Origin of the sequence: Pseudoalteromonas sp. NEC-BIFX-2020_002 (assembly GCF_013002825.1) — a bacterium.
Classification (GTDB): domain Bacteria; phylum Pseudomonadota; class Gammaproteobacteria; order Enterobacterales; family Alteromonadaceae; genus Pseudoalteromonas; species Pseudoalteromonas neustonica.
Genome location: NZ_JABEPJ010000003.1, coordinates 265,576 through 288,323, shown reverse-complemented (window position 1 = coordinate 288,323; position 22,748 = coordinate 265,576). Strand labels below are relative to the sequence as shown.

The following is a 22,748-nucleotide window of genomic DNA, read 5'->3' as shown; positions in this document are numbered from 1 at the left end:
TCTAAGCTTGAGTTTAATTCGCACTTGTATTGTAAAACCTCATATTTGCTTGGCATAAAGCCCCGCCTACAGTAAATTTAAACACGCCCTACCGTAAAAACATAAAAAAGCCAGCAAATGCTGGCTCAATTATTAATGCCTATTAACCTTACGACTTGCCAAACTCAGTTGGTGCCGGTGGCACAACAAGTGGCTTTTTCGGGTTCGCTTTAAGCTCTTTTAATAGCTCTTGAACGGCGCGCTCAATCGATGGATCTTGGCCTGCCTGAATAAGCTCTGGACGATCAATCACTTCGATATCAGGGCTGACACCTTCATCTTCGATTATCCAGTTACCGTCGTTATCAAGTATTCTAAAGGTCGCTGCAATTACAGAGCCACCATCAACAAGACTTGGATTACCTGAAATACCAATTAAGCCACCCCACGTACGTGTACCAATCAATTTACCTAAGCCAGCTTGGCGGAAGTAATACGGTAGCGCATCACCACCTGAGCTTGAGTAGCCATTGATCAACATCGCTTTTGGACCATCGTGAGCAAATTGTGGTGTTTTAGTTGGCTCAACACCACGGCGCTTCCAATAGTTTAGCGGTTTACGCGCCAGCCAAGTGATCATGTGCTCTGGAATAAATCCGCCACCGTTATAACGATCATCGATGATCATTGCATCTTTGGTTGTTTGCGGTAAAAAGTTTTTAAATAACGAACGATTTCCCTCGTAATGCGTGTTTGGCAAGTGTACATAGCCGATACGCCCATCTGAGAGTTTATTAACGTAATCAGCACGTGATTGCGCCCATTGTAAATAGCGCAAGTCTGTTTCGCTTGCGATTGGTTTTACGGTTACTTTCCAGCTTTTTTTCAAACTTGGTGACTTACTAAGCAATAACTCAACCGGTTTGCCTTGCGTGTTTTCGAGTAATTCATAAAAGTTGACAACATCTTTTACTGAACGACCATTCACCTCAACAATATAGTCACCAACGCTTGCGTTAATACCTGTTTCGTTAAGTGGTGAACGGAAGTTTTCGTGCCAGTTTTCACCTTTAAAAATGTTTTCTATTTTTACAAAACCCGATTTATGCGCACTAATTTCAGCACCTAATAAACCATGTTGTAAACGTGTTGCTCTTGGCATATCCCCAGAGTTTACATAGATATGACCAGAGTTAATTTCACCAGCTATTTCACTTAATACGTGATCAAGGTCTGCACGGTGTGCAACGGCATCTGCCATTGGTTGATAGCGTTTTAAAATTGCGTCCCAATCTTGGCCATGATGATTCTCATCATAGAACCAATCGCGCAAAGTACGCCAACCTTCACGGTACATTTGCGCCCATTCTGTTTGTGGATCAATTTTAAGTACCATGTCTTGCAGGTTTAATGCGGTGGCTTTTAAGTCTTGCTTAGGCGCTGGTTTTATAACACTAAAACTATCACCTGCTCGCGCAATAATATGCTCTGCGTTGGCTGATATTTTATAACTATTAACACCCGCTGCAACGCTCGCTATTTCACCATCAACCGCAATCGGGATTAATTTAAGCTCACCGGATGAAAGTGTTAGTACGCCTTCTTTAACACCGGTTAGTGCGCGGTAATTGCCAGCAGGCGCATTTAGTGCAACAACACGGTCCATAAAGCCGTCACTTTCAATGTGATTGCTTGGCGTGTTTGCTGATTTTTCATCGTCTTTATCCGCTTTAGGATCAACGATGCTTGTTTCATCAGTAAGTGGGGCATTAAGTGGCTTAATGTTACTGTTTACCGCAACCGAATAAAGGCGCGTTGCGTTGTTAAACATGTAATCAAATTCGTAGCTACTAAAGGTTAAATTAAAGTCTCGCTCTGAGGTAAAATATAGCTGTTGTCCATCAGGCGAAAACGCCGGATTTGTTTCACTGCTCATATCATCTGTTAGGCGAGTAACTCGCTTACCTTTAATATTGTAATGCCACAGCGACGCATAGCGGTTTTCATTATTTTTAACAAAAACAATGTCTTTACTATTAGGTGACCAAATATACGTGGTTAAGCTATCTTCTTCATATTTTGCGGTATCAATTTTGTGCTGTTTACCCGTTTTGATATCAAGCCACCAAAGCGTATGATTTTGATCAGCAAACAATAGCTTTTTATTATCTGGCGACCAAATAGGGTCAAAACGCCAAATACTGCCATTACTGGTAAGTTGCTTAACCTTATTGTTGTTGGCTCTGTCTTGTATGTAAATTTCATACTCGCCGCTTTCATCACTCATATATGCAATGTAACGGCCATTTGGTGACCAAGATGCCGCTATTTCACGTCCTTTAGGCGTATGGCTTAAATTACGTGTTGGGCCATTTTTAACTGGCACAGAGAATAATTCGCCACGCGCACTAAACACTACACGCTTACCATCATGAGATACATCCATTGAATCAATGAAATCGCTGACATTTTTGCTGTAAGGCATGGCATATTCACGACTGCCTTGTACATTGATGGTCAGTTTTTCTTCGCGCTGGGTTGCATCATCAAAGCGATACAAGTAACCGCCATTTTCATACACTATGGCGTCAGGCCCAGCTGATGGCCAAAGTACGTCAAAATCTTTGTGATGGGTGACTTTTACTGGCTTTTTACCGTCTTGATGCTTGTACAAGTTTAACGTGTACTCTCGATCCGACACATAATAAATGTTGTCGTTCACCCATGTAGGTTGTTGATCGGTTGCCCTGTCAGTGGTCAATTGCGTTGATTTATTATTTTCTAAATCGTATACCCATACATCTTGAGCACGCCCGCCACGCGAACGTTTCCACGTACGAAATTCACGATCAATTGGGGTATATACATACTGTTTTCCATCTGGCGATAACATACCACCGCCAGTTTCAGGAATTGCTAATGGTTGTTCTAAGCCTCCCTCAGCGGGTACCATATATGGGCGACCCACACGTTTGCCATGCGGTGTACGATTCGCTCTAAATACGATATGTTTCCCATCGGGTGTCCAATCAAGTACACGGTAGTCAAACCCACCTCGAGGTGGCATAACACCTACGTCGTTATAGTAAGTCAGCTGCTTTAGTTCGCTGCCATCGCGGTTCATAACATACACTTGGCGGCTGCCATTGTATTGCGCCGAAAAAGCAATTTTTGACCCATCAGGAGAAAATTTAGGAAAGGTTTCAAAACCAATATGATCAGTTAAACGCGTGCTTTTACCGGTTTTTGTATTGGCGATATAAATGTCACCGGCATAAACAAACGTCACTGACTCTTTATGAATATCAGGAAAACGTAATAAACGCGTATCTTGTGTGTCATAAGCAAAAGCCATTGGCGATATTGCAGGTGCAACTGCGACGGCTACTGCTGTTAATAAAGTGCGTAATTTCAACTTTACTATCCTTATGCTGTTATTTTATATCATCATAACAACATAAATACGGATTGCAGCTTTGTTCGAAAAATTACTGTAACAGAGTGTAAATAATAATCACGCACTTTAATTTATCATACTGTAATTATTATATTCCCCCGACTTTAGGAAGTTGCTTTTTATTCGTTATTTTAAACGTTGTTAAATCAACTAGCATTGAAAACACGTCACTATTATCTATAAATAGTACAAATAAATTGCCATCTTCATTTACATCATACTCAAGGACACTATCGTAGCCTGTAATAATCTCGTTATAGTCACTCCCATCCGTTTTACTTAATGCAAAAGTGCTTTTGTCATCGCTGTTTAAAAGGCCATCGTTATTTGTGTCGTTTTTAATAACATCATAGGCAATACCAGCCGCACTGGATTGCGAGTCAAATTCAGATAAATAAAGTGGCTGAATATCAAGAATCAATTGATCTGTCGTACTAAAAAGCCAATTTGAATGGTTTGTTTTGCCATTTATAAACATCACATTTTTTGAGCGTGTTGCGTTGTATTTATAATAAGAAGAACCATTAAAATTTTCTGTAACCTGGCCAAACTCACGTTCTGTTTCCGCTTCAATCGTTAACTTTTCAGATTCAAGCTCTATAAAGTAAAAGTCCGTTTTTCCTATTCTTTGCGGGTAGCCCAAGCGCCATTTTTCTTCTTCGTTTTTGTCATCGGCTAAATTTAACGTCGGTGGCTCAATATAATTATCGCTAAATATTGTTTGAGCGAGTTGATATGAGATTAACAAAGTCCCTATTACAATTCCTAACAATAAAATAAGCCCATTTAGGTTCCATACCCATTTAAAAAATGTCTCTGATTTCATGTTTTTCCCAACATATTAAAAAATAATTGAACAATTTTAGTAAATATACGTATTCATAGGTTTGTATACCTAAACCACTATACCGCTGAGGCGTACCAATGAAAATACATAATATTGCATCCGTAGTTGCCGTAAGTTTGCTTTTACCGTCGGGGTTTGTAAGCGCAAATCAAAGTTGGTATATAGTCAATGACTCTGTAATGGGTGGATTATCAACAAGCCAAGTGTATGAAAAAGATGACGCATTAGTTTTTTCAGGTACTGTATCACTTGAAAACAACGGCGGGTTTGCATCTGTTCGCACAGCCATTAACACCAATGAGCAAGCCTCTAACCAAATTTCATTACGCGTTAAAGGTGATGGCCAAACTTACCAACTTAGATTAAGAACAACACAATATTTAGATGGTCCAGCCTATACAACTTCATTTAAAACCACCAAAGATGAATGGCAACTAGTGAACTTTACACCTTCGGATTTTAGCCTAACTTTTCGCGGGCGCATACTTGAGCAAAACCCTAACTTTTACTTTAAAGATATTAGACAGCTAGGCATCATGATAGCTAAAAAACAACAAGGCGACTTTAAACTCGAAATAAACCAAATAGCCTTTAATAATAGTTAATCACAACAAAATTCTATCCCTGAAAAGTGTGTGGGAGTAATTCTATTAAGTATGGGCTAAAACGTATTACATATCACACTAACAGGCTTTATTAATCACTTGTTAGCGCTTTGTGTAATCACCCACAACCTCCAAAATAGATCTGAGATAACTCGCAGTTTTATCTGCTATTTTCTGTCTAAATATAAATAAAATAAAAAAGGACTGCATATATTTTGTCAGAAAATCCCTGCACGAACTTAAGCGTATTAACAGTAAATACGGGCTAGTCACTATGTGTACAAGCGGCAGGCAAGGCATAGCTGCTACTTTTGAAGCGCTTTAATTTATAGAGTGTTTTTGGAGCATTGGCCAAAAGTAGCAGCGTAATAGTTGAGCTAACCAAAATAAGGAACATGGCGCTTAAAAGTGTGTTCCTTTTCTTGATTTTAATCTTAAGTCCCTGCTTTAAAATATATTTCAACTTAAAGTTTAATACACTCAGAGCTTCAATTGCTTAAGCTATTGATTTACTTTAAATAAAGTGACTTTAGATAAGTAAGGTCAGAGTTTATTTTCTACGGTTTTGTTAAAAACTATCCCGCCATAAGACAATGAATTTACATTTTCAGTCACATCAAAACGAATCACTGTTCCTGAAGTCGGCTCCATTTGAACCCTTATTTGCTCTACTTTATCCATCCCTGTAGATCTAGAGTGCATAACACCCCACGTGACATCAAACCGACCCTCAATGTTCAATTTAACCGTCATTGTGCCAAGCAAACGATGAGTATATTCTCCGACATAATTTTCTTTTGGTAGGCTAAGTAAAAACTCTCTTTTATTTAATTTACTTTGCTGATTCGCTAACATTGTATCTATTGCGCTTAGTTTACCTTTGAGCGATGCAATTCTTTGCACTATAGACTCTTTAATGCCTGCCTCTTGTAAAAGTGAGCCATATACATAATCAGCAATAACACTGGTTAAACGACTACTTAAAAAATCTTCATTATTTAAAATTACAAGGCCAATTTTCTTTTCAGGCATAAATGAAACATGTGCATGGGCTCCTGCAAAGCCACCAAAATGATGTAACATTCTCTGGTTTTTATAATCACCAGTGTACCAGCCCCATGCATAGCCATCGCGCTTAAAATCTAAAAAAGCAGTATCTGTAGTTACTTGCTGAGTATGGGATTTTGCAATTACCTCTGACGGAAAAACGCCTTTACCATCAATATACCCCTGATTTAATTGAGCAATTAAAAACCGCCCTAGATTTTTAGAGGTCGCGTACATCCCCCCAGCAGCATGCATAGTGCTATCTTGCTTTTCTAAATAAAGTGGTTCACTACTTTTGGGGTTAGTTAAAGAATAGGGTTTAGCAATGCGCGATTTATCTTTAATGTGGGAGGATTTAGCACTGGTTGAAAGCATTTTAGCGGGCTCAAAAATTTGATTTTGTAACTTTTCCTGCCAGCTTTGCTTAAAATAACGATCTGCAAAAACACTGTAAATATTGTAACCAACATTTGTATATTTAAACTCACCCACCGCTTCTTTTGATAAGCTTGACTCTTGTATTACCAGCTGTTCAATAGACTGCGCTGTGTGCTCACCGCTAAAAGCCGTAGCTAATACCAATGGTAGATTATTAATTGAAGCCGTATGAGTCAGTAAGTCTTTAGCCACAATATTTTCTCGCCCTGGTAATATTAACTCAGGAAACATCGCCTCTAAGGTAGTGCTCTTTAACGTTGTATTACTCGAAGCATCAAGTAGATGATTAAGTGCTAGAAATGGCTTGGTTACAGATGCAATGTAAAAGCGAGTATCAGCATCAGTTTTTAACCCTTCTTGAATATTACGATAACCCCAATAGCCTTCATATATTATTTTATCTTCATAAACAACAGCAACCGCAGTCCCTGACGGTAATTGTGCTGTTTCTTTAATATTATTTACAAATGAGTTTAAAAACTCACTATCAAATTGATTTTGCTTTGCCTCTATACCAAATGACGATATTAAAATAATAAAACTTAACGCCTGTATTATATAATTCATTTATTTATCTACCTTGATTAGTTTTGTTTATTTCATCATGGATATAAGCCTATTTATAGAATAGATGTAACATCACCTCGCTTTGATGAAAAAAGTTTTGCTAGCTGGCGTGGTGTTATATTAAATTGGTTTTTAAGTGTTCGCGTAAAGTGACTTTGATCTGAAAAACCGCCAAAAGCACTCGCTGAACTAATACTATTTTGGTCACATAAAATAGCCGAAATGCTTTTTTGCAAGGCTAATCGTTGTCGATATTGTGAAATTGACATACCAAAATAGGTTTGAAAAATACGACTCAGGTGTACTCTGTGCACCCCCACACTCACTGCTATTTGCTCGATGCTCATATCACTTTCGTTTAAGGCCTGCTCTGCGAGTTTTAGCCACGTAGGCGGATACCTTAACTTTTTGGCGTAAGGGATGGTGGCGCTAAAAATGCCAAGCACACGCTCTTCATAATCAATGTGTTGTGAACAACTTGGTTGCATCAACATACCGCTCATACCATGCCATTGCGCTGACATTTGACTTAGTTCACTAAAGCGATGATTTAACGCGCCATATTCATCAAAAAAAGCCGATTGCTCCGAGTCAATATTGACTGATAGAAAAAAAGCGCCATAGGGACCAATAACGTTACTGTGCCTATGCGACAACGGTTTATACTCAACAACACCTATTTGATTTTCTACTTCTGAGGATCTACTTTTTTCTATTGCTTGACCTGATACAAGCGAAGAAAATTGGCTCACTTTATGGCTATGCATAGGCATAAAAACATGAGGAAAATAATACACCAATTTGACTGTTTTAATTACCTCACTGTTGGCAGGAACAACTGTAATAGCACGATGTTCTTCATCTTCGCTAAATTTAAACGTATTCATTATTAATATTCCCATACAAAACTCGAAGCTTGACAAAAACAGCATTATTGGTGCTATTTAAGAGTCAGTAATACGTTATACAATGAGTGGTCATTTATTGGTTCAGAGCCACCAGCATTTTAAATAACTGTTAATAAGAAATGCATGATGCGTTGTGTAAGAGGCTTAAGGTTAAAAGGCTCATACTACCCAACTATAGGTCGATGTCGAGAGCAATAGTATCACCCTTATTACCCGACAAGATCCTAAATAAACGACCAAGTGTACGGAAAAACCATATGATAAATTCAATAAGAAACTCAACGATAAGTTCAAGTATATCAATTTTGGAGTTTTCTGAATCACGCTTTCCACGTTTTTTACTTGACCAAATTGTATAGGCGAATAGATAAAAAAGAAAACCTGCAAGTATGTATTTCCAGTCGAACTGAACGAGAAACATATCCATAATTAATAATGTCATGCTATGAATCCCAAAGTAGCCAAAGTTATTCTTAAAAACCATATATATTTAGTCCTATAAGAGGTCAATAAACTGGACAGCCACTTTAATTGAGTAAATAAAGCTGTGCTACCAAACATTAGGATGGGTGTTATCTTTGTTATTTGTTATCCCATCTTTGTTATCATCTTTTATCTTCATCTATAAAGGTCAACACGCCCTAATACTTTCAGTAAAGTTTAATTGTAAAAGGAATATTCTGAGGTCAATTAACCTTGCTATTTTTGGAACGTTGCAATAAATTACTACAAAAACCACACTAAATTTAAAATAATGATGAAAAAACGACTTTCTATACTGCCTGTTTTTTTACTAACTGGCTGTAGCTTCACACCTACAATAAATAATAATGACCTTGTACTGATTGATATCACTGATCCCCTTTCAACGACAAGTAAAGTGTCTAGTCAATACCCTGATGAAATAGCCGGTGAAGGGTTAACCCAATTATTTGATGATTCAAAAAGTAGTAAATACCTATCAAAACAAAGTAGCACTTGGGTTCAGTTTGATTATGGCGAACCTATCTCAGTAAAAAAATACCGATTAACCTCAGCGCAAGATGCACCAATGCGCGACCCAAGCAATTGGACGCTACGTGGCTCAAATAATCAGACTGACTGGCAAACACTGCAAACAATCAGTGATTTTAAATTTGCACAGAGGGGTTTTACCGCAGAATTTGAGCTTGATAATGAAAGTAGCTATCAGTTTTACCGCCTTGAAATGACCCAACGCGGTAAAACACAATGGGGAGACAATTATCTTCAGTTGGCGGACTTACAGCTTTTAGCCCCTACCAAGTTACCTGTTGTTGACTTTTTGGTATCAAAACAGATTGTAAAACCAAATGAAAATGTACAACTACAAAGCAATACGCTCAACAAACCAACCAGTTATGTATGGCGCGCTAATAAAACCATACTCGCTAAAAATACACCATCCCCAACAGTGAGTTTTGCTGAACCTGGCAGTTATAATTTATCTTTAAAAGCGATTAATAATTATGGTTCAGACACCTTAACCAAATATAATGCAATTAAAGTACTCGATAAAAGTAAACCATGGCAAGGGTTTAAAACTCCAACTGTAAAGTTGAATTTTATTGATAAAAAATCACCGGGTTATCATCGTCTAATTGCACTATTTCCTGATTTATCCCAAACAATTGATGATGTTACACATCAATTAGTTAAAGAATTATATAAAAATTTTGCAGAAGTACCAGAGTTTCGCCAAGTAGAATTTAAATTAGAGTGGATGGATACATTGGCGTATCGCAGTGGTGATGAAACCAATATGGTTATTGCCTTTAGCTCAAAATATATTACCGAAGAACTCAAAGATCAACCGGATGAAGTCGTCAAATATGAGCTACTTGGTGTGCTTTGGCATGAGCTTACCCATGGTTACCAGCTGTTTCCTGCAAACACCAGTTATGCATCTGACGACACTCACGCCTTTATTGAAGGCATGGCCGACTTGATCAGAATTGAAGCTGGCTATCATAAAACACGCTCACCTAAAACCTCACAAACATGGCTTGGTGGTTACACTAATACAGGGTTTTTCTTAAAGTGGTTATCTGACAACAAAGTGGATGATTTTGCATACCGATTTAATCAAACTGCAAAAAATATTGAACCGTGGTCGTTTCAAACTGCCATAGAATCACTCACTGACGAGCCTCTTTCTTCACTTTGGGAACAATACCAGCAGAGCCTAATCACTGCTCAATAAACTAAATAATAAAAAGCATATAGCCAATTATATGCTTTTTACTAATAAATATGCATATCCCCACCCTCTTTGTTCGCCAAGTAGCCCTCCAACCCCCTCTAAATTACTGCCTCAAAGTTACCTGTCCTTACATTTTAAATCGACCTTAAAATAGAAAACTTTGTGAGCTAAATGTAATTTTTGTTTGACATTGTTTATTTTCTAGCTGATTATTGGATCGTTCCTATTTCTAGGTTTGTTTTTAATAAATAAAATTGATATACGAATAAAATATAAATATTTATTAGCCTGTAGCTATGCAAATTTAGTTTTTTTTAGCTTTAAATTGGAACGTTCTAAACTATATAAATAATAAAATGGGTGGGGATATGAATAAGTTACCAAAAAGATATTTTTTTTCTAAAATCTGCATAGCGCTGTCATGCGCCTTGTCAATTCCGGTTATTGCGGCTGAACAAAATACTGAAAATAACGTCGCAGAGACTGAAATTGAACGTATAGTAACAACTGGTTCGCGTATTAAACGTACCGAACTTGAAGGGGTTGTGAACGTATTTTCTATCACCTCTGATGATATGATCAAAAATGGATTTTCATCTGTTTATGATGCGCTGGCAAATAATACAGCAGCAACGGGCGCTGTTTTAGGTGAAGTTAACACAGGCTCTTATACACCTGGTGCAAAAGAGCTCAACCTACGAGGTTTAGGCCCTGAGTACACTTTGATCCTCGTTAACGGTAAGCGTCTAGCATATTACCCTATGCCTTTTGGCGGCCAAACAAACTTTGTTAACCTAGATATGATACCAACTGCAATGGTTGATCGTATTGATATTCAAACGGGCGGCGCGTCAGCTATTTACGGCTCAGAAGCAATGGGTGGCGTTGTTAATATCATCACCAAAAAAGGAATTGAAGGTCAATATATCGATATTGACGGTGGTGTAGATACGTATGGCTCAAATCGCCGTAAAAGCGTTAGTTTTGTAGGTGGCTATAGCAAAGATGCATGGACTCTTGATTACGCATTAGAATACAAAGATAACGCGGGGCTTTTTTCAAGTGATCGTCCTTATCACGACAGTCTGTGGGATAACCCTGCGCCAAATGGAAACCGCGAATTAAACCGATCTATTACTGTTTACTCGCTTGATACACCAACAATCAATAACTACAGTACACAATATTGCAACACCGAAACTAACCCTCACCCAAAGGCTGTGCAACACTTTATTCAGCGTAATAATTATGGCATGAGCTGTGGCTGGGATGAAACAGGCGACAACCATTTAATAAATAAAAATCAAACATTTAGTGGTTACTTAAATTCAGAATATGAATTAAGTAATGACCTTACCTTATTTGCAAATGGCTTTTATATCAGCCAAGAAAAGAAAGGTAGCCGTGGCACATTATTCTTTAACGATACTGAGTTTTGGGATCCTGATCTAGCAAACAAAGACGGCAGTCAAGGCGCTAGTGTAAAATACATGTGGCGTAAAGTGCTCGACAATGAGTACACCAATGATGGTTATGGTCGTACATTTAAAGACACTTCTTATTCATTTAACTTTGGTGTTATGGGCCAAGTTGCTGACTTAGATTACTCACTAGGCTTTTCACGCTCAGAGTATGACTTTTCTGACCGCTATTTGCATAACACCAAAACAGGTCTGTCATCTGTTCTTGGTGCGAAACTCGGCGAAGTTAATAACCTACCAATACACCGCCCAAATTACGGGTTGTGGTTTGGTGAGCTAACCCCTGATTCAGCACTGCAAATTGCCGATTGGGCCACATATCAAGGTAACTCATTTAATAATACATTTACCGCAGATATTACTGGTGATTTATTTGAACTTCCAGCTGGGCCAGTAGCGTTTTCAGCCTATATAGAATTTATGAATGAAGGGACAGAAGCAATCCCTGATGAACGAGTTCTAAATAAAGAGTTTGAAGGACTGACAGGGGTAACAACAAAAGGCGAGCGGGATCGTTATGCCGCGGCAATTGAAGTATTAGTTCCTGTGACTGATACGCTTGATATCGAATCCGCTGTACGTTATGACTATTATGATGATGACTCTAACGTAGGCGGCGCATTTTCCACACAATTAGGTTTAAGCTACCGTCCTGTTGAAGAAGTCGTTTTTAGAACAGCAATGGGCACAACATTCCGTGGGCCTGATTTAGCGGCTGTTTATAAAGGCTTTAGTGGTAACTTTGGCGCAGGCAACGACCGCATCCTTGCAGATGCATGTAAACAATTAGCCAACTCAGACGAAGCACTAGAATATGACGCCAGTGCTCTGGCAACTAGTTGCGCAAACGCAGACCTTCAAAGCAACCCTGATCAACCCAGCTTACAAGTAAACTTTGAAAGTGTATCAACTGGTGATAAAAGCTTAAAAGAAGAAACCGGAAGCACCTTTACTGCGGGTATCGTCTATGAGTTTAACGAATACCTTTCGTTTAATATCGACTACTACGACATTACAATCAAAGACAAAATTCAAGTCCTTAGTGCAGGCTACATTATGTCGATTGACTATGACTGCCAAACAGGCGTATTTGATAGTAACTCTGAGCGCTGTAAAAACATGGCTTCGCGCATTCAACGCTACGACGGCGCAGGCAATGGCACTGACCGACTAGGTAACCCAATATCTGGCGACCCTTACACACCGCATACAATTACTGAAGGCTATATTAATGCATCTGAACGTCAAGATGCTGGTGTTGATATTGGCGTTAAAGGCCTAGCTGAAACTGACCTTGGCTCGTTCAAGTATCAGTTTAACTTAACTCGCACACTGAAAAAGAAAGAGCGTTTGCGTGCTGGCGATGAGTTACTTGATTTACTTGATGACCAAAACAACATGGATTTTCGCACCTTAGCGAATGCGAGCGTTACCTGGGAGCACGATAATACTGCTATTTCTGTATTAGCGAATTACAAAGGCGCCCTGTGGAATAACGCCAATTATGGTGATCGTGTAAAATTGCCCGCATGGACCCGCTACAACCTAACTTTAGGTCAACAGCTAAATGAAGATGCACGCGTTATTTTCACTATTAATAACCTATTTAATGCGATGCCTCCACAAGATGAAACGTTTACAGGCTACCCATTTTATCGCATGGGCGCATACGACACACTTGGGCGCCAATTCTCGCTGCGCTTAACTTACGCCTTTTAAAATACCACAGGTGCTTAATATTAATTAAGCACCTAATAATAATTAAAAATCAGGTAATATCATGAAAAAATTACATTTATCAACAATCGCTTTGTGTGTAACAAGTCTGCTAGTCGGGTGCAATGACGGCTCTGGGTTTGTTTCAACAGCAAAACCAAAAACAGATACCCCTGCGGTTGTAACAGAAACCGCGGTTAGAAACATGAGCACTGATGCAGGCCGTGAAATCTCAGCGATTGATGCAGACTCGCCACCAGCTGAAACAGTTAGCAATTTATTTGATGGTAATAAAGGCACTAAATTTTTAACGTTTTCAAAAAATGCGACCGTCATATTTAAAGCCAGCCAGGCTTATGAGCTCGTATCGTATAACTTCATTTCAGCAGATGACGAACCCAACAGAGATCCAAAAAACTGGGTACTCAAAGCCTCAAACGATGCTAACGAATGGCTTGAAATTGATAGCCAAGCTAACCAAGTATTTGCTAAACGTGGGCAATTAAATAGTTATGAGATTGAAGGCGAATTAAGTGCTTATCAATATTATAAATTTGAACTCGTTCACGGTGGCACTGATAGCTATGGGAACGATATTTTGCAACTTGCTGAAATTGAGCTTCAAGTAAAAGCAAAAGCCCCGATAGTTAGCTATAACGTCAATGATAAAACGCCAGAAGTTGACCAATTTATCATTTTTAAAGACACCTCTTTAGCTGGCGCTACAAGCTGGGAATGGCAATTTGAAGATGGAACACCAGCAACAAGTACAGCGCTAAGCCCTCTAGTCAAATTTAGTTCGTTAGGGCCTAAAACAGTTACACTCACGGCAAGTAATGATAAAGGCAGCACGACGTTAGTAGATAAAAATGCGATTCGTGTTTGGGACCCTGCTACACCATGGGCTGGCTTTCCAAAACCTGCGGTTAGTTATACTAAAAACTTAGCAGATCACCCTGGGCAACTCGCATTAGAGCGTGTAATGCCTGACTTAACAGACATTATCCATCAAATTTCATTAGGCGTTGCGCAAATTCTTTATACTAACGTAACTGAAATCAATGTATTCGAAACACTGAATTTTGAAACAGGTGAATATGACTTTCCCGCAGCAAAAAGCGGCACAGATAAAAATATGATTTTATATTTTGATCTAAACCACTTAGCTAACCTAGAAAGTAAAGGCGATGAAGCATTACGTCAAGAGATCATGGGTATACTGTGGCACGAATTAACCCATGGCTACAATAACACGCCAGCAAACGGCGAATATAAACCCGGTGCAGAGCTTCACAGCTACCTGGAAGGCTTAGCTAATTATGTGCGTATTAAAGCAGGCTTTTTAGAACATCAACGCCCACAAATTAGCTGGATCGATAGCTGGAATGAAGATGCCTACAATCAAACATCGTTCTTTTTAGAATGGGTGGCGAATACAAATCAAAATACTGATTTTATACGTTTATTTAATGCCTCAGCCAATGAAATTGAAGAATGGAGTTTTGACGCTGCATTTAAATCAATTTTTTCAGCGCAACGCGGTATAGATGTTGTTTTCGCGCAGTATCAGCAGTATTTAAAAAATGACTTAGGGTTAACTCCCTCTTACCCAACACCGGTAGAAGGTTACCGTAACTTTGCACAAGATGCCGGCATGACAGTAACGGGCTACGCCACTGATGTAGGTATTTGGGGAGAAGGGGTTGATAAAACAACGGATAATAACGTTAAAAATAAATATAACGCGATCATTGAAGCGCCGTGGTGGGTAGCAGAGCACGCCCCTACACTACTGCCAATACAAGTCGTCTCCAGTGTTGATGTTGATTTTAGTTTTGAACAAACTCAGCTACTTAACCGCTACAGTATTGCAACGGGTAACGATAACCCACAACGCGATCCAACTAGCTGGCAAGTATTTGGCTCAACCGATGGTGCCAACTGGCAACTTATTGATACCGCCATGTTCCCCGATAATCCTGCACGCTTAGTTACCTATCAATTTGAAGTACAGAGTAATACAACTGCTTATGCATATTACCGGTTCAGCTTTTTAAATGAGCAAACAGGCGATGGTGTTGGAGGCGATGAAGGCCGCCTAGTTCAACTTGGCGAAATTGCATTACTAACTAAAGAATAAATTTTTGTGAAACCCCGGGTAAACAAAAAGCCTTAACGTCAATGTTAAGGCTTTTTTATTTTAAAGCTAAAGTAACCACCTCAATAAAAAGGAAAGTAAAAATAAGACCAAGTTGATACAAATGATTATTAATAATAATTTGTAAAAGAAAGATCGCTCTCAGTAGCACCTGACCAACGCCATCCGTCACAGTAAAATACCTTACCAATTATTATCAACATCTTATGTTGTCGAGTGGCTGGAGAGTGCCATGAGCAGACGGTCAGGAATTATAATATCTGAAGTCAAAATTTGATCCCATTGGCTTTAATCGAGTGATTTTCGTGATCAAAGCTTAATGAGAATATGCAAGTTGGTCTGCATTCAAGACAACACCTGCAGGGTTTGCGCCTTTTCCATTTATTGTAAAAGAGTTTACCAAAGCAACTTTGATATTAGCCAACACTCGGTCCCTCGTGTAACGCCTCCTAAGAGGCTAATAACTGTTGGTTAAAATAAGCGACGAAGGAGCAAAAACCAACTTGTTATTTGTTCTTTTGAGTGACTTGTTATATTTTTCAAACTACAATGTACGACATTACCGTACATTAATTGGATTTTACTATGGACAGCATAAGTGTAAATCAGTTTAGAGACAACTTAAAAGCATACGTTGAACAAACCATTAGCGAGCATGAACCTATTAAAGTGACCAGACGTGCTGGTGATGCTTTTATTGTAATGAGTGCAGATGATTGGGAAAGAGAGCAAGAAACATTGCACGTATTACAAAGTAATAGCTTGATGCAGCAAATAGCTGAGTCAATGAATACGCATAAGAGTAATAAAGGCCACAAACCAACGCAAGAGCAATTAGATGAGATCATTAATCTTTGAAGGTAAAACGTGGCTCACTTATGAGCAGTTAAGAGAAAAAGATAAAAAATTACATAAACCGCTATGTAAAATATTAAAAGAAATGCTTCGCTCAGATCCAAGTAGTGGATTAGGAAAACCCGAACCACTTAAACATAATCTATCTGGTTTATGGTCAAAACGAATTTCTCAAAAAGACAGACTCATTTACAAGTTCGATGAAGAGTATGTTTATATATTCGCTATTGGTGGACATTACGCCGATCATTAGAAAAATATAACATTTTAGTATTTATTTGGGTACGCAGTTTGTGTTGCATAATCGCTTGTTGGACTGAGGCGCTACCTGCTCGGTGTGTCAGAGTTGGTGTTGTTTATACTATGGACTTTACATATATAGAAAGGCTTTTTATGACCTAAGCTATATCAAGCCAATTTCATCGGCATGCCTGTGTATCTAAGCCATCCCTGCGTTGCTCAGTATTTATAATGTTCCTATTAAACCTAATATTTAACAGTTAAGCATTGATATTTTTTCACACACAGCCGCTACTAGCCTGAATGATTAAGCAGGTTAACTCATAACTTTAGGATGGGTGTCACTGTTGTTCTCCTGAGCCGCTAATTATGCTGGACTACGTGAAGAGGACTTGCCTCGAGAGCACACCACCATTTTTGGACGGCTCTTCAAACCTTGAAGCTCAAAGAACTTCTCCTTTCCCGAAAAAGTTTCCAAATATATGTCTGTATGTCCCAGATTTTCCTTTGCTTTAGCAAAAATTTGGCTACCTACCCCTGTTCTTTGAGCTGACTCAATCACGACCAACTCAGCAATCCATGATGTAGCAATATTATCAGACAGAGCTCGAACAAACCCTAGATAGTTGCCACCAACATCACAAGCTACTGAAAAATAAAATGATTGCTTAAACACCGTCTCAGTTCTAATAATCCTAGCATCATCAATAGTTTTCTTACCCCATCCGCAATTATCATAGATTTCGCAAACACGGTAAAAATCTAATTCGTCTAAATCTTCAATAAAGGTGATGCTCATCGTGACTCCTTTGGAACCTAACGAGCCTGCAGAGTAACTCGTTTTTAATTTATTTTTATTGATGTATTAACCATAGCCGAGTTCCTATTTTGATTCAATCGACAACTGACTTTCACGTAAAAATATAAAAAAGGATTTGCTGTTGCTTTAATGGGTATTTTGGAAGGTATGACAGGTGTTTAAGTGGCTTATTTGAGGTGGTAAGGAAATAAACTAGACAGCCACTTTAATTGAGTAAATAAAACTGTGCTACTAAGTTTACTCTTTTAGGCTAAAAACTTATCTCTTTTTATATCATCACTTGCACATCGTTCATTAAGCGAGCGCCTATACTGTGAAACCTAAATTACGCGCATGAAAATAACTGCATAATTGCAGTTTTAACTTTTTACTGAGGACTTTTAACTTTATGCCAGTAGCTTTTCGCTGTTACTGACGTTGCTACGCCGTTTTCTGCTCAAGTGTTCACTGTAACTCTCTTGTGAGGTCGTCCTACCTACTGCGCCATGAAATACGCGCGTAAATTGCGTGGTCAATTTTAACCAGTTTTCTGGGGAGATATTGACTCTTTCTAGTAAAGGTAAATGTGTGCTTTCAATATACCCGCGTTTGCCTTCTCGTATACAACGCCCTGTTAATTCAACCAATTCAAGGTAAGATTTAAGTTCAAACGGTAGCCCTTTTGGCATAATTTGACGTGGCATACCGGCAAAACGCAATAATTTTTTTGGTTGCTTGCCCTCTGTTGCGTTTTCAATGCGTTTTTGTACACTGGTGTAGTCAGATATTTCCGGTGTTTGCGCCATTTTTGCTCTGATTGGGTTTAAATCTACATAGGCCATACAGGCGGCGAGTGCGGCTTCATCTAATAATGCTTGGGATTTAAAGCGGCCTTCCCAAAATCGGCCTGTGCAGTTATCTTCCTTATTGGCTTTACGCGCAATGTCTTCATTTAATAATCGCATAAACCAACTGATACTTGCTAGCCGTTCACGGTATTGGTTTACTGTTTGACTAAAAAAGATAAGTTCAGCTTTACTTAGCTTTTCACCTTGCATGTATTTTTGAGTAAGCAAAGTGCCCTTACAGAGTTTATGCCAACGAATAACAATCGCTTTATCATTTAGTCGATTCGCTTTTTTATCATCTACATACAGGACTAAATGAGTGTGGTTACTCATGACTGCATAGGCACACACATCAATGCAAAATGCCTTCGCCAATGTGAGTAGCTTATCTTCAACCCAGCCTCTGCGATGCTCAAAAGACTTCCCTGTAAAACGGTCTTCCCCGCACAAGAAAGCACGACGAACGCAACGTGAAATACAGTGATAATACTTTGTATCAACCAAACTTACTTGACGCCTTCTTGCAATTGCCATGTGACACCCAGATTATATTTTGCACTAACTCAAAGTTAGTGCAAAATATAAAAAATACAAACTTTAGGATGGGTGTCATCGTTGTTCGTTCTAACTCAAAGTTAGTGCAAAATATAAAAAATACAAACTTTAGGATGGGTGTCATCGTTGTTCGTTACTCAAAACACAGGCATAAATTTAACTTTTTCAGCGTCCGGTTATCGCTCTTTGCCGAAGTTCAGCTCAGTGTGAATCGAAGTCGGTCAAGAGTTATAATGTCTGAAGTCAATATTTGCTCCCTTAGGTACTCAAGACAGACGACAAAGAATATTAAATTATTTCAAAATTCAAAAAGACAAAGCTGAAAAAGAAATGGTAATTAAATAAAACAAAAATAACCGTTCAAAGTTAAAACCAACTTACAAATAAGTTCGCTATTAGCGAACTTTATTCTTGCTATTTATAAATTGCTATTGTAAGGTTATCTTGCGAATACATAGAGAAGAACTCGCCAAGTGTATATTGAGTATTTATTTATACTCGTGGAAAGATAATATCTTTCTGACCTCTTCCTGCGCACTTCCTGCTCCCCCTTGGAACCTTATGGTATCAATGGTAAGTATCGTGAAATTAAGCGTAGGAAGGACAACGTGGGGCGAAGAACCACGTTGTGAAAATCAGGGGTTAACTGTTGGACATTCTCACTTCCTTAAATTAGGGCGAAGCTTTATTCAATTTCGGATAAAGTAATTTAAGGAGCAGAAAATGCACAAAAAAAATGATATTCGTGTTCAACAGACACAGCAAGAAGAAAAACCTAAAAAGACTAAACCCGTAGCTTGGAAACTTTTTACGTGGTCAGTAGCAATTGGCAAATTTATTTATCGAGTTTGGCGATTCTTTGAAGGTGACTCCGACAGTTAGTGTTCCCCTTTTTTTTTCAAAAAAAGAGAAATATTATGATACATAGAGCATTAAAGGTAGTTAGACAATTTCACGAGCTAAAACAAAATGAATTAGCTGAACAGCTAGATATATCTAAGTCATATCTGTCTGAAATTGAAACAGGAAAAAAACCTGCAAGTCTTGAATTATTAAACAAATATTCAAAGGTTTTTGATATTCCTGTTTCTTCTTTGATCTTTTTTTCTGAAAACATAGGCAAGGAACAACTTTCTTCAAGTAAATTTAAAAAAGTTGTAGCTTTAAAAATAGTTAATGTAATGGAATGGTTTATAGCAAAAAATGAGAAACAGCAGATCAAAGCTTAAAATAAACTCCAATAGTAAAAAACATTCAATAAATCAATCACCGTTTTTTAAGCTAAAAACAAAAAAAAAGTTAATTGAATTATTAGGTTTAGCTTCGTCTGAGTTATCAATAGCTAAAAAAGACATTGGTAATTATGTTGTTTTTGAGCAAATGGGTAACAATGGTAAATCTCGCACTATTCAACACCCCAAAGACAAACAAAATGAAATTCACAATAGAATTGCAAATTTATTAACAAGAATCGAATTGCCTGCATATTTGCATTCAGGCAGAAAAAAACACTCACACATAACAAATGCGACTCAGCATTTAGGCTCTAAAAAAGTTCTAACGACTGATATAAAATCATTTTTTCAATCAACAACTAAAAAAATGGTATTTAATTTTTTTAATCGAAAATTACTTTGTTCGCCTGACGTTTCTCATATCCTATCCTGTATATGTACTTTTAACGGTCATATTCCCACGGGTAGTCAATTGAGTATGCCTCTGGCGTTTTGGGCTAATATTGATATGTTTGAGAGGTTAGAGAACTTATCGTCCTCTCTTAATGTAGATATGACTGTCTATGTAGACGATTTAACTTTTTCAGGAGAACAAGTTAACAGGCGTTTCTTATCATTAATTAAAAAAATAATCATTTCAAGCGGTCAAGTTCCCCACCCTTTAAAAACTAAATTATTTAAAAAGAATGATTTAAAAATTATAACGGGTGTTGCTCTTAAAGAAGATAAAACCCTTATTACAAATAAACAGCATATGTTAATTTACCAATCTTTTGAAAGCTGGAAAGGCTGTCGGGATGAACCTGTAATTGCAAATTATGTAATGCCTAAGCTGCTTGGTCGGTTAAATGCTCTATCAGGGATAGACCCAAAGTTAAAAGACAAAGCTAAAAGTTTAATAAATTATAAACCTACCTCCTTACTTTGAGTGAGTTTCAGGCATAGAAAAGCCAATCCTAAGATTGGCTAATTTTGTTCACAACGGTGGGTGGTACCAGTGGTCGGAGCCGACATTATGTTCGATTAAGATCGTTAACCCTTTGATTTTACTAAAATGCTTATACTTTAATATAAGATCAGACTATATTACCACATTAAAAACTCTCAGGGGCTGTGCGCTTTGGATCACTTGATTCTACTCCCGTAAAGCATAGTCTTTGCACTTTTCTACATGACTTCATAAATCATAATGTATCAATGTCCGTTTTTCACTCATACCCGAATTCTTTGTAGCGAGCTAAGCTTAAAACTCCATAAACACCGGAGTACAACTAATGCACCAGTTAACTATATATCAGCCTAAAGAGCCTTGGAATAAAAATAAGCTTGTAGGACAAAAGTTACCTCTAAAATTACAGCAAATATGGGCTATCCGAATACGACTGGAACTTTTTCATAAAATAAGAGATCTAGCACTATTTAACCTAGCCATAGATAGCAAACTAAGAGGGTGTGATTTAGTTTCACAAAAGTTAATGACATCGCACATGGTAAAACAATCCAATCACGTGCAATAGTCTTTCAAAAAAAGACTGGTATGCCTGTTCAATTTAAAATTACTGGAAATACAAGAAAATCAATTGTGCCGCTCATAGATCAATTTTCTCTCAATTCTTATGATTACTTGTTTAAATCACGAATTCATTCCTCTGAACACCTTTCAACCCGTCAATATGGACGTATAGTTGACTCTTGGGTCACCTCAATTGGGTTAGATAAGACTCAATATGGTACTCATTCTATGAGACGTACCAAACCATCACTAATTTACAAAAACCTAAAAATTTAAGAGCCTGTCAGCTTCTACTTGGCCATAGAAATTAGAAAGCACTGTCAGGTACTTGGGAATAGAAGTTGATGATGCGTTAGAAGTATCAGAACAGATAGATGCTTAAATTTGAACCTAAGCCAGACTCAAAGTTAGAGTCTGGCACGTGCCATGAACGGACGGTCGTAACCTTAGATTTTTGTTATACCTCGGAGAATTTAATACACCTAAGAGTGTATTAAGGTACACATGTGGGTGTAATTATACCGTTGACAGTAAGTGTAAGGGGCGCTAATATGACGCCCATACTTCAAGTGGAGATTCAACTTTGCCATACACAGCGGAACAGACAGCAGAAAGGTTAGCTTTTGCGATCCAAAAACGTAGTGAGGAATCTGCAATTACACGATTTCAACTTTCATTAAAAGGTATTGGTGAAATGTCAGAAAAAGAAATTGTTGATAAAGTATTTTTATCATCACTGTCATCTGAGTTACTTAATAAGTCGTGGTGCATGTTTCAAGTTTCCAGCACTAGTTATAGCTTTATTCAACTAGATTCAGCCCAAAAATTCAGAAAATTAAGCGGTCAAAGGTTATCAACACTAATTGATAGTTAAGGCATATACCATGAAAAAAAGTAAAGTTAGCTCATTTGGTTTAAAAATAAGACTAAAAAAGATTATTCAACCGAGTAAGAAGAAACGTATAGCAAGTACAATTAGGGATATAAATATGGATTACCACCCTAAAGGTTTTGCAGGAAATACGGGGTGGTCAAATACATTTTTAACAAACGAGCTAGGGTTTTCATGGTATTTTAAATCACAAGATGATAGAGATGAAGCTTACAATGAATTTATCGGATTTATAAATAAGAACTTGCTCAATAAAATGGATATTGCTTTTCTAGATAATGTACAAAGTAGAAATAAAGTTTTTTATAAAAGAGTAAAGCGACTAGCTTAACGTTACTGAATTAGAGGCATAACGCCGCGTTGATCAGCGTAGCGGAATCGAGCTAA

The 22,748-nt window shown here is 37.9% G+C and carries 17 protein-coding genes and 1 pseudogene; 12 read left to right on the top strand and 6 right to left on the bottom strand.

Going from position 1 to position 22,748, the window contains the following annotated elements:
* Positions 1-148: 148 nt before the first annotated feature.
* Both HJP15_RS05645 and HJP15_RS05640 read right to left on the bottom strand, forming a co-directional pair.
* Positions 149-3,334 (bottom strand): S41 family peptidase, encoded by a 3,186-nt coding sequence (locus tag HJP15_RS05645; RefSeq protein WP_502706968.1) that lies wholly within the window; start codon positions 3,332-3,334, stop codon positions 149-151.
* 190 nt (positions 3,335-3,524) lie between these two features.
* On the bottom strand, positions 3,525-4,262 hold the full coding sequence (locus HJP15_RS05640) for a hypothetical protein (RefSeq protein WP_064435950.1): 738 nt from the start codon (positions 4,260-4,262) through the stop codon (positions 3,525-3,527).
* Between the two features lie 98 nt (positions 4,263-4,360).
* On the opposite strand from HJP15_RS05640, the gene HJP15_RS05635 reads away from it, so the two are divergent.
* On the top strand, positions 4,361-4,888 hold the full coding sequence (locus HJP15_RS05635) for a CIA30 family protein (protein WP_170173215.1): 528 nt from the start codon (positions 4,361-4,363) through the stop codon (positions 4,886-4,888).
* Positions 4,889-5,431: 543 nt separating this feature from the next.
* Here the strand turns inward: HJP15_RS05635 and HJP15_RS05625 are convergent.
* Together HJP15_RS05625 and HJP15_RS05620 are read right to left on the bottom strand one after the other, a co-directional pair.
* Positions 5,432-6,940, bottom strand: coding sequence for a serine hydrolase domain-containing protein (locus HJP15_RS05625; RefSeq protein ID WP_064435949.1), 1,509 nt, complete (start codon positions 6,938-6,940; stop codon positions 5,432-5,434).
* A gap of 53 nt (positions 6,941-6,993) precedes the next feature.
* Complete coding sequence (locus HJP15_RS05620; protein WP_054206482.1) at positions 6,994-7,827, bottom strand: helix-turn-helix domain-containing protein; 834 nt, start codon at positions 7,825-7,827, stop codon at positions 6,994-6,996.
* Between the two features lie 775 nt (positions 7,828-8,602).
* On the opposite strand from HJP15_RS05620, the gene HJP15_RS05615 reads away from it, so the two are divergent.
* The 5 genes from HJP15_RS05615 (at position 8,603) to HJP15_RS05595 (ending at position 16,532) form a co-directional block, all read left to right on the top strand.
* Positions 8,603-10,069, top strand: a complete 1,467-nt coding sequence (locus HJP15_RS05615) for a basic secretory protein-like protein (RefSeq protein ID WP_249365795.1) — start codon at positions 8,603-8,605, stop codon at positions 10,067-10,069.
* Positions 10,070-10,437: 368 nt separating this feature from the next.
* A complete protein-coding gene (locus tag HJP15_RS05610; protein WP_064435952.1) occupies positions 10,438-13,269 on the top strand; it encodes a TonB-dependent receptor domain-containing protein in 2,832 nt (943 codons plus the stop codon).
* Positions 13,270-13,330: 61 nt separating this feature from the next.
* Complete coding sequence (locus tag HJP15_RS05605; RefSeq protein ID WP_054455363.1) at positions 13,331-15,406, top strand: basic secretory protein-like protein; 2,076 nt, start codon at positions 13,331-13,333, stop codon at positions 15,404-15,406.
* 603 nt (positions 15,407-16,009) lie between these two features.
* Positions 16,010-16,282, top strand: coding sequence for a type II toxin-antitoxin system Phd/YefM family antitoxin (locus HJP15_RS05600; RefSeq protein ID WP_170173214.1), 273 nt, complete (start codon positions 16,010-16,012; stop codon positions 16,280-16,282).
* Entirely contained in the window at positions 16,263-16,532 is a 270-nt protein-coding gene (locus HJP15_RS05595) for a Txe/YoeB family addiction module toxin (protein ID WP_170173213.1), read from the top strand. The genes HJP15_RS05600 and HJP15_RS05595 overlap by 20 nt, the downstream gene beginning before the upstream one ends.
* A 354-nt stretch (positions 16,533-16,886) precedes the next feature.
* Here HJP15_RS05595 and HJP15_RS05590 read toward each other — a convergent pair whose 3' ends face one another.
* On the bottom strand, positions 16,887-17,318 hold the full coding sequence (locus HJP15_RS05590) for a GNAT family N-acetyltransferase (protein ID WP_170173212.1): 432 nt from the start codon (positions 17,316-17,318) through the stop codon (positions 16,887-16,889).
* Between the two features lie 407 nt (positions 17,319-17,725).
* Positions 17,726-18,700, bottom strand: coding sequence for a transposase (locus HJP15_RS05585; RefSeq protein WP_170173211.1), 975 nt, complete (start codon positions 18,698-18,700; stop codon positions 17,726-17,728).
* Positions 18,701-19,444: 744 nt separating this feature from the next.
* Between HJP15_RS05585 and HJP15_RS05580 the strand changes: the two genes are divergently transcribed.
* From HJP15_RS05580 to HJP15_RS05560, 6 genes and pseudogenes are all read left to right on the top strand, one after another.
* Positions 19,445-19,603, top strand: coding sequence for a hypothetical protein (locus tag HJP15_RS05580; protein WP_170173210.1), 159 nt, complete (start codon positions 19,445-19,447; stop codon positions 19,601-19,603).
* A 35-nt stretch (positions 19,604-19,638) separates the two neighbouring features.
* The gene (locus HJP15_RS05575) at positions 19,639-19,950 is read left to right on the top strand and encodes a helix-turn-helix domain-containing protein (protein ID WP_170173209.1); all 312 of its coding nucleotides are present in this window, start codon (positions 19,639-19,641) and stop codon (positions 19,948-19,950) included.
* Positions 19,925-20,884 carry a reverse transcriptase family protein gene (locus HJP15_RS05570; RefSeq protein ID WP_170173208.1) on the top strand — a complete coding sequence of 320 codons (960 nt, stop codon included), beginning with the start codon at positions 19,925-19,927 and terminating at the stop codon, positions 20,882-20,884. The genes HJP15_RS05575 and HJP15_RS05570 overlap by 26 nt, the downstream gene beginning before the upstream one ends.
* 346 nt (positions 20,885-21,230) lie before the next feature.
* Positions 21,231-21,851, top strand: a pseudogene (locus HJP15_RS21860) (tyrosine-type recombinase/integrase).
* A 201-nt stretch (positions 21,852-22,052) separates the two neighbouring features.
* Positions 22,053-22,343, top strand: coding sequence for a hypothetical protein (locus HJP15_RS05565; protein WP_170173207.1), 291 nt, complete (start codon positions 22,053-22,055; stop codon positions 22,341-22,343).
* A gap of 10 nt (positions 22,344-22,353) precedes the next feature.
* Entirely contained in the window at positions 22,354-22,692 is a 339-nt protein-coding gene (locus HJP15_RS05560) for a hypothetical protein (protein WP_024609170.1), read from the top strand.
* Positions 22,693-22,748: the final 56 nt, after the last annotated feature.